10 protein-coding genes and 1 pseudogene are annotated in these 12,363 nt (G+C 59.2%); all 11 read left to right on the top strand.

Features of this window, described 5'->3' with window-relative positions:
• Positions 1-280: 280 nt before the first annotated feature.
• The 11 genes and pseudogenes from JSY17_RS01725 (at position 281) to mexE (ending at position 12,355) form a co-directional block, all read left to right on the top strand.
• Positions 281-886: a helix-turn-helix domain-containing protein gene (locus JSY17_RS01725; protein WP_025259943.1), complete on the top strand. Its 606-nt coding sequence runs from the start codon at positions 281-283 to the stop codon at positions 884-886.
• 266 nt (positions 887-1,152) lie between these two features.
• Positions 1,153-2,019, top strand: a complete 867-nt coding sequence (gene purU, locus JSY17_RS01720; RefSeq protein WP_206401221.1) for a formyltetrahydrofolate deformylase — start codon at positions 1,153-1,155, stop codon at positions 2,017-2,019.
• Positions 2,016-2,921, top strand: a complete 906-nt coding sequence (folD, locus tag JSY17_RS01715) for a bifunctional methylenetetrahydrofolate dehydrogenase/methenyltetrahydrofolate cyclohydrolase FolD (RefSeq protein ID WP_206401217.1) — start codon at positions 2,016-2,018, stop codon at positions 2,919-2,921. Before purU ends, folD begins: the two co-directional genes overlap by 4 nt.
• Positions 2,903-4,144: an FAD-dependent oxidoreductase gene (locus tag JSY17_RS01710; RefSeq protein WP_206401216.1), complete on the top strand. Its 1,242-nt coding sequence runs from the start codon at positions 2,903-2,905 to the stop codon at positions 4,142-4,144. Before folD ends, JSY17_RS01710 begins: the two co-directional genes overlap by 19 nt.
• Before the next feature lie 13 nt (positions 4,145-4,157).
• Positions 4,158-4,463 (top strand): sarcosine oxidase subunit delta, encoded by a 306-nt coding sequence (locus JSY17_RS01705; protein WP_117180845.1) that lies wholly within the window; start codon positions 4,158-4,160, stop codon positions 4,461-4,463.
• On the top strand, positions 4,460-7,366 hold the full coding sequence (locus JSY17_RS01700) for a 2Fe-2S iron-sulfur cluster-binding protein (protein ID WP_206401215.1): 2,907 nt from the start codon (positions 4,460-4,462) through the stop codon (positions 7,364-7,366). Before JSY17_RS01705 ends, JSY17_RS01700 begins: the two co-directional genes overlap by 4 nt.
• Positions 7,367-7,368: 2 nt before the next feature.
• The gene (locus tag JSY17_RS01695; RefSeq protein WP_206401214.1) at positions 7,369-7,920 is read left to right on the top strand and encodes a sarcosine oxidase subunit gamma; all 552 of its coding nucleotides are present in this window, start codon (positions 7,369-7,371) and stop codon (positions 7,918-7,920) included.
• Between the two features lie 6 nt (positions 7,921-7,926).
• Positions 7,927-8,721: an IclR family transcriptional regulator gene (locus tag JSY17_RS01690; RefSeq protein WP_206401213.1), complete on the top strand. Its 795-nt coding sequence runs from the start codon at positions 7,927-7,929 to the stop codon at positions 8,719-8,721.
• Positions 8,722-8,872: 151 nt separating this feature from the next.
• Positions 8,873-9,955, top strand: a pseudogene (locus JSY17_RS25945) (HAMP domain-containing protein); the annotation flags it as partial.
• 90 nt (positions 9,956-10,045) lie between these two features.
• Positions 10,046-10,813 (top strand): methyl-accepting chemotaxis protein, encoded by a 768-nt coding sequence (locus JSY17_RS25940; RefSeq protein WP_404823282.1) that lies wholly within the window; start codon positions 10,046-10,048, stop codon positions 10,811-10,813.
• Between the two features lie 300 nt (positions 10,814-11,113).
• Positions 11,114-12,355 carry a multidrug efflux RND transporter periplasmic adaptor subunit MexE gene (gene mexE, locus JSY17_RS01680; RefSeq protein ID WP_117165128.1) on the top strand — a complete coding sequence of 414 codons (1,242 nt, stop codon included), beginning with the start codon at positions 11,114-11,116 and terminating at the stop codon, positions 12,353-12,355.
• Positions 12,356-12,363 lie beyond the last annotated feature (8 nt).

Genomic DNA, 12,363 nt, shown 5'->3' with positions numbered 1-12,363 from the left:
GTCTCCTGGCGAAAGCAAAACGTTGAGGTGAGGACCGCTGTTCACTTCCTGCCGGAACGGTTATTCCGATCAGGAAAGTTAATTTCCCAATAGGAATGCAAAGCGCTTGCCAGCCTGGTATACCAAAAGTCGAATTCAGCGAAAGGCGGAATTTCCTCTGTATATATGGGAAACTCGGTTTCCTTCAGGGAATAATCCGCCGCCACTGCCTGCGGAGAGATGGATATCGCACATTCATGGTGCGAAATAAAAATTATTGAGCGGAAACCGTGCAAAGCCGATGAATATGCCGAACGAACCACAGCCCAAGCTGAAACTGGAGCAATACCTGGGTATCCAGATCAAGCGCCAGCGTCAGGCTCAGGAGTTGAAGCTGGCCGATGTAGCCCGTATCGCAGGGATCAGCCAGGGCATGCTGAGCAAGATCGAGAATGCTCAGGTTTCCACCAGCCTGGATAACCTCAGTCGTCTGTGCGACGTCCTGGGCATGCCCATGTCCAAACTGTTCAGCCAGTACGACCAGCAAGGCAGCAGCGCATTGCTGGTCAAGGCCGATGAAGGACTGGAAGTGGTCAGGCGCGGAACCGAGAAAGGCCACACCTACCACCTGCTCAACCATACCCGAGGGCCGAAGAAGAGTTTCGAGGCGTACATGGTCACCATGGACGACGCCAGCGAAGAGTTCCCGACCTTCTCCCACCCCGGCACCGAATTCCTGCATCTGCTGGAAGGTGAGCTGATCTATCGCCATGGCAATCAGGTGTATCGCATGGAGGCCGGAGACAGCCTGACCTTCGACGGCGAGATTCCTCATGGGCCGGAACAACTGGTGCAAGTGCCGATCCGCCTGCTGTCGATCATGAACTATGGTGCGCAGGGCGAGTGATCTGCCGCCTGATGTTTTTTCGCGAATGAATTGGCGCCCACCTGGATCGGTGTAAGCGAATTCATTCGCGAACCTCCCACACAAAATTTCTCCTCAGTAAAAAAAGTTTCAAGAAACCTCTGGACGCTGCAAACCCTTTCGCCTATAAAACGCCAATCGCGAATATTTAATTCCTGTCAGGAATTTTTATTCGTCCGCAAAAATAATCTTTACCCCTGAATCTTTCGCCCTGCGCTGAGCTGCCGCCACTTTCCAGAGGACAAGCCATGCAACACGAAAAGAACCATTTCATCCTCAAGATCAGTTGCCCGGCGACTTCCGGCATTGTCGCGGCGGTGACTTCCTATCTGGCGGGCAACCAGTGCTACATCGGTGAAATGGCCCAGTTCGATGATGAGTTCAGCGGCAGGTTCTTCATGCGCGCCGTGTTTCGTTTCAACGATGGCCATCAAGGCGATATCCAGCAGCTCAAGGATGGCTTCGATGCCGTCGCCAGCGACTTTTCCATGCAGTGGGAACTGCACGACACACGCCAACCCATGCGCGTTCTGCTGATGGTCAGCAAGTTCGATCATTGCCTGACCGACCTTCTGTATCGCTATCACAAAGGCGAGATGGACATGACCATCACTGCCATCGTTTCCAACCACCTGGACCTGCGTCCGATGGCCGAGCGCGAGGGCATTCGCTTCATCTATCTGCCGGTCACCCGGGAAACCAAGGCCCAGCAGGAAGCGGCGCTGATGAAAGTGGTCGATGAAACCTGCACCGAACTGGTGGTGCTCGCCCGCTACATGCAGATCCTTTCCGATGATCTGTGCCAGCAACTTTCGGGCCGGGCAATCAATATCCATCACTCCTTTCTGCCCGGTTTCAAGGGTGCCAAGCCTTATCACCAGGCCTACGAGCGTGGCGTGAAGCTGATCGGTGCAACCGCGCATTACGTCACCAGCGACCTGGACGAAGGGCCGATCATCGAGCAGGAAGTACAACGTGTGGATCACGTCTATCTGCCTGACGATCTGGTAGCCGCTGGCCGTAATACCGAAACCATTGCGCTGTCCAGAGCGGTGAAATACCACCTGGAACACCGGGTGTTCCTCAACACGGACAGAACGGTGATCTTCCGGTGAGCACTTCAAAACTGATTGATGGCAAGGCGGCGGCGGGCCGAGTGCTGCGGCAGGTCAAAACCGATGTCCAGCGACTCAAGACCGAAGGCATCGAGCCGGCATTGGCGGTGATTCTGGTGGGTGACGATCCGGCCAGTCAGGTCTATGTGCGCAACAAGATCCTGCGTGCCGAGGAAGCCGGTATTCAGTCGCTGGAATACCGACTGCCTGCGGACAGCTCGCAGGCACGCTTGCTGGCGCTGATCGCCGAATTGAATGCCGACCCGAAGGTCAACGGCATCCTGCTGCAACTGCCGCTGCCCTCCCAGATAGAAGAAACCCTGGCCTTGGAGGCCATCGATCCGTGCAAGGACGTGGACGGTTTTCACAGTGAAAACGTCGGCGGACTGAGTCAGGGCCGTAATGTGCTGACACCCTGCACGCCCAGTGGCTGCATGCAGTTGCTGGAAGAGACCTGCGGTGACCTCACCGGCAAGCATGCGGTGGTGATCGGCCGCTCCAATATCGTCGGCAAACCCATGGCCGCCCTGCTGCTCCAGGCTCACTGCTCGGTTACGGTCGTGCATTCGCGCAGCCTCGACGCCAAGGCCCTGTGTCAACTGGCCGATATCGTGGTCGCCGCCGTCGGTCGCCCGCGAATGATCGATGCCAGCTGGCTCAAGCACGGCGCCGTGGTGATCGACGTCGGCATCAACCGCATCCAGGACAACGACCGCAGCCGTCTGGTCGGCGATGTGGATTTCGACAGCGCGCTGTCCAGAGTCTCGGCCATTACTCCCGTACCGGGTGGGGTCGGCCCCATGACCATTGCCTTTCTCATGAAAAATACCGTGACCGCTGCCCGTCAGCAGGCTCAAGCGCAACGCAGCCAATCGGAGGCCGTATGCCTTTCAATCTATTGAAGTACGGGCTCAGCTCGGAGTATCCGGTCGAGGTGGATCTGCCCGCCCCCAGGGAACTCAAGCCCTCTTATGACGTGGTGATCATCGGCGGTGGCGGTCATGCCCTGTCCACCGCCTATTACCTGTCCCGGTATCACGGCATCACTAATATCGCCGTACTGGAAAAAGGCTACCTGGGCGGCGGCAATACCGCACGCAATACAGCAGTGATTCGCTCCAACTATCTCACCAGCGAAGGCGTGCGTTTCTATGCCGAATCGGTGCGGATGTTTGAAGGCCTGTCCAACGAATTCGACTTCAACATCATGTACTCCCATCGCGGGCAACTGACCCTGGCCCATACCGACGCAACGGTACGTTCGTTCCGCCAGCGTGCCGAGGTCAACAAGCACTTCGGCGGCCGTACCGAGATGATCGACCGCCAGCAGATCCGTGAACTGGTACCGAGCCTCAACCTCGATCCGGGCCATCTGCCGGTAATCGCCGGTCTGTGGCACATCGACGGCGCCACCGCCCGGCATGACGCCGTGGCCTGGGGTTATGCCAAGCAGGCAGCCAAGCGTGGCGTGGAGATCCATCAGCTCACCGAGGTTCAGGAGCTGGTCATCGAAAACGGCACCATCACAGCCGTGAAAACCAATCGCGGCACCGTCAAATGCGGCTGCGCAGTGCAGGCAGTAGCAGGCATGAGTTCGCAACTGATGAAAAAGGCCGGGATTCGCTCGCCGATCCAGACCTTCCCGCTGCAAGCCATGGTGACCCAACCGTTCAAACCCTTCCTCGACCCGTTGGTGAGTTCGTCGGCTCTGCATTGCTACGTGCAGCAGACCAGCCGCGGCGAAGTGGTGTTTGGCGGCGGCTCCGATCCTTACCCGCTGTTCAACACCCGCTCCACTCTGGACCTCAAGGAAAGCTTGCTGGCCCACGCCATCGAGATGTTCCCGTTCCTGGCCAATGCCAAGTTGATGCGTCAGTGGGCCGGGATCACCGACATGACCCCGGACTACAGCCCGATCATGGGTCTTTCACCGGTAAAAAATTATTACCTGGATGCAGGCTGGGGCACCTGGGGTTTCAAGGCCACGCCCATCTGCGGCAAGACCATGGCGGAACTGGTGGCCAGCGGCGGCAAGGTGCCGGAACTGATCAGACCCTTTGGCCTGGAACGTTTTTCGACCTTCCGGCAAGTCAACGAAATGGGCGCGACAGCGGCCAGCCACTGACGGAGAGCGATACATGAAAGTCATGACATGCCCGCTCAACGGGCCACGCAATATCAGCGAATTCACCTACGGCGGCGAGTTCAAGCTCATGCCCGATCCGCAGGCCTGCAGCGATGCCGAATGGGCCGATTACGTGTTCAACAGCGAGGACACCCTGGGCGTGGTACGCGAATGGTGGATGCACAACCCGTCCAGCTACTGGTTTCTGGCCGAGCGCCATACCGCCAGCGACGAAATCATCCGCACCTTCGACCCACGGGAAATCTTTACCGCCCGCGTCGATTTCATACCGGCCCCGTCCAAGGAGATCGCAGGATGAGCACCCTGACCCGCCTGCCGGCCCCCATGGGCCTGTTGATCGATCGCAATCAGCCGCTGACATTCAGCTTTGACGGCAAGTCCTATCAGGGCCTGCAAGGCGACAGCATCGCCAGCGCCCTGCTCGCCAACGGTCGTTTCCTGCTATCACGCTCGTTCAAGTACCACCGCCCGCGTGGCCCGCTGACCATGGCCGGGCAAGACGCCAATACGCTGATCCAGTTACCCCACGAACCCAACGTGCTGGCCGATACCCATGCACTTGAAGCCGGCCTGCAGGCGACCGGCCAGAATTTCAACGGTTCGCTGGACAACGACAAGGACGCGTATCTGGGCAAATTCTCGAAATTCATGCCGGTAGGCTTCTATTACCGTTCGTTCTACAAGCCCAGGGGCATGTGGAAAGTCTGGGAGCCGATCATCCGCAAGAAAGCCGGGCTGGGTGTGCTGGACCTTGAATTCCGGCCCGAGTATTACGACAAGGCTTATCTGTTCACCGACCTGGCCATTATCGGCGCAGGACCGGCTGGCCTGCAGGCGGCACTGACTGCCGCCAATGCCGGTGCCAAAGTCCTGCTGATCGAACAGCAGCCGATTCTCGGTGGCTCGTTGACCTATGCCCGCTTCGATATCGAAGGCCAGCGTGGCGAAAAACTGCGGCGCGATCTGCTCGATGCCGTGGAAGGTCACGCCAATATTCGCGTGCTCAAGCAAGCGACCTGCAACGGCTGGTTCACCGACAACTACCTGCCGGTCATTCAGGGCAAGCGCATGTACAAAGTGCGGGCGAGCCACTGCCTGGTGTGCAGCGGCTCGTTCGACCAACCGGTGATTTTCCGCAATAACGATTTGCCCGGCGTGATGCTGACCAGTGCAGCCCAGCGCCTGATGAAGCTGTATGCCGTCAAGCCCGGCAAACGCGCCGTGATCCTGACCGGTAACGATGACGGTTATCTGGCCGCGCTGGATCTGCATGATCAGGGCGTGGAAGTGGTTGCGGTGGCCGACATGCGCGCCAACCCGGCAGACAGAGCCCTTCTCGATGCGCTGGAAAAACGCGGTATTGCTTGCCACCCTGGCACAACCGTTTATGAGGCGCTGCATGAAAAAGGCATGCGCCATGTGAGCGGTGCGGACCTGCGCAGGATCACCGGCCAGGGTCAGGTCGCCAGTAGCGGCCTGACCGTCCAATGCGATCTGCTGTGCATGTCCGGTGGCTATATGCCGGTCTATCAGTTGCTGTGTCAGGCGGGCGGCAAGTTGAGCTATGACGATCAACTGTCGGAATTCACCCTGAGCGGCCTGCCGAAAAATCTCGGCGTAGCCGGTTCGGTGCATGGTTATCATGCGCTGGACAATGTGCTGGCCGATGCCATCCATGCCAGCGCCGAAGTGCTTGCCGCACTGGGCCTGGAACCCGGCACCAGCCCGCAGCCTCTGCGCAGCGAAGCCCGCGTCAACTTTGCCTGGCCTATCTTTCCTCATCCCAAGGGCAAGGATTTCGTCGACTTCGACGAAGACCTGCAAGTGCGCGACATCATCAACGCCACGCGCATCGGCTACCGCGACGTGCAACTGGTCAAGCGCTATTCCACGGTCGGCATGGGGCCGTCACAAGGCAGGCATTCGGCGCTGCCGACGGCCCGCCTGGTCGCGTCTTCGACCCAACGCAGTATCAGCGAAACCGGTGTCACCACTGCCCGTCCGCCTTTCGAAGCCGAGAAACTGGCCCACGTTGCAGGGCGAGCCTTCGACCCGTACCGGCAGACGCCGATGCACAAAAGACACCTGGAAGCAGGGGCAAAGATGATGCCCGCAGGCATCTGGCAGCGTCCCGCTTACTACGGCAAGCCAGGCGAGCGTGAGAGATGCATGCAGACCGAAGCGCTGCATGTACGCACCAAAGTCGGCATCATCGACGTCTCGACACTCGGCGGGCTGGATGTGCGCGGCCCGGACGCTGCCGAACTGCTCAATCGCATGTACACCTTCGCCTTTCTCAAGCAACCGGTGGGCCGTTCGCGTTATGCCTTGATGACCAACGAACATGGCGTGGTCATCGACGACGGTGTCTGTGCGCGTTTCGCCGACAATCATTTCTACGTCACCGCTACCACCAGCGGTGTGGATCGTATCTACCAGCAGATGCTCAAGTGGAACGCTCAGTGGCGCCTGAACGTTGATATCGCCAACGTCACCGCGGCGATTTCAGCGGTCAACGTGGCCGGGCCGGACTCACGCAAGGTCCTGGAAAAAGTCTGCTCCGACCTGGATCTTTCGGCCGAAGGTTTCCCGTACCTGGCGGTGCGCCAAGGTACTGTAGCCGGGATCAAGGCCCGTCTGTTGCGGGTAGGTTTCGTGGGTGAACTGGGTTATGAAATCCACGTTCCGGCGCGCCATGCCCTGCAACTCTGGGACGCCCTGATCGAAGCAGGCAAGGCATACGACATTCGTCCTTTCGGGGTCGAAACCCAGCGCCTGCTGCGTCTGGAAAAAGGCCATGTGATCATCAGCCAGGACACCGACGGCATGACCCACCCGAGCGAAATCGACATGGGCTGGGCAGTCAGCCGTACCAAGCCGTTCTTTGTCGGCCGACGCTCGGTGGACATCCTCGAAGCACAACCGCAGACCCGCAAGCTGGTGGGCTTCACTCTGCCCAAGGCCAGCCCGCAACCACTGGAAGGCCATCTGGTGCTCAAGGGGCCGGACATCAGCGGCAACGTAACCTCCTGCGAGTACTCCCGGACCCTGGACAAGATCATTGGCCTGGCTTACGCCGCCTTTGATCAGAGCACACCCGGCCAACAGATCCCGATCCGGGTCGAGGACGGCGTCGTGGTCCAGGCCACCGTGGTGAAACTGCCTTTCTTCGATCCTGAAAACCAGCGCCAGGAGCTTTGATCATGTCCAGCCTCACTATCGAAAATCCCCCTGTCCAGCTGTGCACGCTGGTGGACCTGACCGATACCCCACGCGTGGGCTTTCGCGGAACGCAGAGTGCCGAGTACCTGCAGGCCCGTGGTTTCACGTTGCCGGATACCCCCAACCGGGCAGCCACCCAGGCGGACGGCAGCCATGTCGCACGCCTGTCGCAGACCGAATACCTGATTCTGGGCAGCCTCCGCGATCAGGGCGAACGCATTTCCGATGAAGAAGCGCGCTGGGAGCTGGACCACAGCGCCAACTACCTGCTGCCGCGTCAGGACAGTCATGCCTGGCTGCAACTGAGCGGTGCCTGCATTGCGCAAGTGATGGCCAAGCTCTGTGGTGTCGATCTGCGCACGCAGGCCTTCGGCCAGGGCGCGGTGGCCCAGACATCGGCGGCGCGTATCAATGTGATCGTGATCAACACGGGCCTGGACACGACGCCCTGCTTCCAGATCCTCTGCGACCGGGCTTCGCTGGAGTATTTCAAGGACGCAGTGCTGGATGCCATGCACGAGTTCAATGGCTGAACATCCATGAAAACCATTGCCCCCCATAACAAGGACACCGACTACATTGTTCCGGCCCTCGCCAGGGGCCTGAGCGTGCTGGGCATGTTCGACGCAAGGACGCGCTCGCTCGGCATCAATGAGATCGCCGAACGCCTGGAAGTCAGCACTTCGGCTGTCTACAGAATCCTCTTCACCCTCACCCATATGGGTTACCTGAACAAGGTCAACAGCCAGTACGAGCTGGGCGCCAGGGTCATCAGCGACGGTTTCAGCTACCTGGCCAGCCGCGATATCGTCGAAGTCGCCATGCCGCATCTGAACGAGTTGCGTGACCGCACTTCGCTGTCATGCCACCTGAGCATTCGCGAACAGACCGACAGCCTGTACCTGTATCGCGCCTTCGCGGCGCAACGCCTGTCGGTGAATATCCCGGTAGGCACCCGGATCGCCTGCCACTGCACCGCAATGGGGCGCATGCTGCTGACCGCGTTGAGCGAAGCAGAGCTGGGTGCACTCTATCAGCACATCCGGCTGGACGATTACCCATCCCCTGCCCCGCGCACATTGCCCGAGCTGCAATCCCTGATCCAGAGCGATCGGGAGCGTGGCTGGGTGCTGCACCGCTCCGATTATTCGACAGCGATTGCCACTTCGATCAAGGATCACAAGGGTCAGGTCAGCGCCGCCATCAACCTCTCCGGCCCCGATGCGGTCATGGACCCTGAAGGTGCGAAAGAGCGTTTTCAGGTCTTGTTGCTGGAGTGCAGCGCCACCATCAGCCGCGAACTCGGTCATAAAAGTGACATGAATTTCTCATGAGAACGATGGCATTGCGCTTGCTAAAGATTCTCTGAGGATTGCCGAAATTCTCGGTATGCCATAAGGCAGGACTTACGACTCGCTTTTAGCCTGGGTTCCACTTGTGCGTGCTGTCGTCAGATAACGATTTACAAAAAAATCTGGAGCATGGATGAATATCAAACAGAAACTGACGTGGGCCTTTGCAGTCATTGCATGTCTGCCCATCGTCGTCGTTGCAATTATCGTTATCGTGAACCTGCGCAACAATGCGACTGATAACTTCGTGAACAGCAGCAGTCGCGAAATTCGTCAGATCGACAACGCCATGCAACTGTTCTTCGAGAACATCACCCAGAACGTCAACTACATCGCCTCGCATCCGCTGATCGCCGGTGCCGGCGATGACCTGCGAAACTACACCGGTGCCGCCCCTACTGCACAGTCGGAAAACGACAAGCAGACCACTGCATTCTTCGCCAGCATCGCCAAGAGCTTTCCGGCTTATTCCTACGTCTCCTATGGCCTGATCAACGGCAGCTACGTGATGACGCCGGAAGATCCGAAGATGAGCAACTACGACCCGCGCGTTCGTCCTTGGTACAAGACCGCCATGGCCAACCCGGGCAAGACCGTACGCAGCGATGCCTACTACTGGGCCAATGACGACGCCGTTCTGGTAAGTACCGTACGAGCGATTCCCAACACCCTGGGCAATCCGGGCGGCGTGGTGAACATCGACGTATCGCTCAAGCAACTGACCAGCATCGTCAAGGAAATCAAGCTGGGCGAAAGCGGCTATCTGATCCTGATGGAAAAGAACGGCAACGTGCTGGTCGACCCCAAGCAGCCGGAGCATAACTTCAAGAAGCTCGGTGAACAGGGTGATGGCTTCGCGCAACTGGCCAAGACCGAAAAAGGCCTGGTTGAAGTACAGCTCAACGGTGAGCGCTACATGGCCAACGTTTATCCGTCGCCAGAGCTGGGCTGGAACTTCATCGGCCTGATCAAACAGGATGAAGTCATGGCCTCGGCCACTCGCCTGACCTGGATGATCGGCATCATCGCTGCCGTACTGGCGATTGTCTTCGCTATCGTCGGTGCCAGCTTCGCCAGCGTGATCGTGCGTCCGATCCATAGCGTATCCAGCGGCCTTGAAGGCATTGCCCAGGGCGAAGGCGATCTGACACAAACCCTGGCGGTACGCGGCAAGGACGAAACGGCTCAACTGGCTGGCTGGTTCAACCAGTTCCTGACTGCAATCCGCAACCTGATCCAGCATATCGGACAGGCCGCACACAAGATCCTCGACACGTCGCAGAGCTCTACCCGTGTCTCCAACGACATGGCCGAAGCGGCAGGTCGTCAGCGTGAAGCGGTGGATATGGTATCCACGGCATTCCATGAAATGGTTGCCACCGCCAACGAAGTCGCCCGCTCCTGCAGCCAGGCCGCGGAATCGGCCGACAACGGTCAACAGCAGGCCCGCGAAGGCCAGCGGCAGATCGACGACGCGGTAAGCAGCGTCGACAAGCTGAGCTCGGAAATCGCCCGTTCGGCCAAGGACATGTCGGAGCTGGAAAAAGACAGCAACGACATTCAGTCGATCCTCGACACCATTCGCTCCATTGCCGAACAGACCAACCTGCTGGCGCTCAACGCCGCCATCGAAGCGGCGCGTGCTGGCGAACAGGGCCGTGGCTTTGCGGTCGTGGCCGACGAAGTTCGCGCCCTGGCCAAACGCACGGCCGACTCGACGGCAGAGATCGATACCCTGTTGGGCAACCTGGCCAGACGCACCGCCTCCGTGGCACAACAGATGCACGCCAGTCTGGATGTCTCGCAGCAATCGGTCACCAAGATCGGTCAGGCTCGCAGCAGCTTCGGGCAGATCCGCGAATCGGTGGACGTGATCCGCGACATGAACACCCAGATCGCAACGGCAGCCGAAGAACAGCATCAGGTGGCAGAAGACATCAACCGCCATATCAGCCAGATCCATGGCGATGCGCAACTGATTGCCGACCTCTCCGACTCGGCCCGCAATGACTCCCACAGCCTGGCAACCCTCTCCAACGAGCTGGATGCCCTGGTGCGCAAGTTCAAGACCTGATAGCGGTAACCTTCTGCGCGGCCAAGCGGTGTGTCGAACACCGCTTGGCCGCGGCAGGACACATCGATCTGGATGAGCTTGCAGACCTGATACGCAGGTCGTAATTTACACGCTGCACTGCCGCTGCCAAGGCTCAATGGTCCCTTGGGTATTTGATACGGCAACGAATGGAACGAACCCAGAAAGAGGCAAAGGTTCCATTTATCATTCCTGCTGATAATAACCTTCGGTTTATTCGATTCGTTAATAGAACCTCCCCGCAACAGAATCCGTCCATCTCACACTATCGGCGGATTTTCCATGTCTCAGTCTCTCTCCCACCTGCGCTATCCCCTCACCGCCCTGGCCCTGATCCTGATAAGTGCCTGTGGACGCGCACCAGAGGCCACCATGGCTCCAGCAGCGGCCAAAGTCAGCGTCGCCAAAGTCCTGGAACAGCCGATCAACGAATGGGATGAGTTCACCGGTCGCCTCGAAGCGCCGGAAACCGTCGAAGTTCGTCCACGGGTTTCCGGGCAGATCGATCAGGTAGCCTTTACCGATGGCTCACTGGTCAAGAAAGGCGACCTGCTGTTTCAGATCGACCCACGCCCTTTCCAGGCCGAAGTACGCCGCCTCGAAGCCCAACTGCAACAGGCTCGCGCCGTAGCCAACCGCAGTGAAAACGAAGCAGAACGCGGTGAGCGTCTGCGCACCAATAATGCGATTTCCGCCGAACTGGCCGACTCGCGCACCACCTCGGCCCAGGAGGCAAAAGCTGGCGTCGCCGCCATTCAGGCACAACTGGACGTGGCCAGGCTCAACCTGAGCTTCACCCGCGTCACTGCGCCCATCAGCGGGCGCGTCAGCCGTGCCGAAATCACCGCCGGCAACATCGTGACGGCCGATGTCACGCCTCTGACCAGCGTGGTTTCCACCGACAAGGTCTACGCCTACTTCGATGCCGACGAGCGCGTCTTCCTCAAGTACACAGAACTCGCACGCAAGGGGCAGCGCGGCCAGACCACTCCGGTCTATCTGGGACTGTCCAACGAAACCGGTAATCCTCACCTGGGCCAGATGAACTTCGTCGACAACCAGGTCAACCCGAGGACCGGCACCATTCGCGGTCGCGCCGTGTTCGACAACACCGACGGCAGCTTCACTCCAGGCCTGTACGCCCGCCTCAAGCTGGTGGGCAGCGGCACCTATTCGGCCGTGTTGATCAACGACGAAGCCGTGGGCACCGATCTGGGCAAGAAATTCGTGCTGGTGATGGACAAGGACAACAAGCCGACCTACCGCTTCGTCGAGCTGGGTCCAAAGGTGGAAGGTCTGCGCATCGTGCGTAGCGGCCTTGCCAAGGACGACACCATCATCGTCAAAGGCTTGCAGCGCGTTCGTCCGGGCCAGCCTGTAGATCCTGAAGTGACACCAATGGCCTCCAGCGAAACACTGGCTGCACTGCTCAAACAACGCCAGGCCCTCGAAGCCAGCAATCTGTCACAAGTGGCGCCCAAGGCGGCCGTCAAAATCGCCAGCGCAACTGCGCCTCGCGGCTAAGGGACTCG

It is taken from the genome of Pseudomonas capsici (genome assembly GCF_017165765.1).
GTDB classification, from domain to species: domain Bacteria; phylum Pseudomonadota; class Gammaproteobacteria; order Pseudomonadales; family Pseudomonadaceae; genus Aquipseudomonas; species Aquipseudomonas capsici.
The sequence above is the reverse complement of the archived record's forward strand: the minus strand, read 5'-3'. Positions and strand labels throughout refer to the sequence as shown.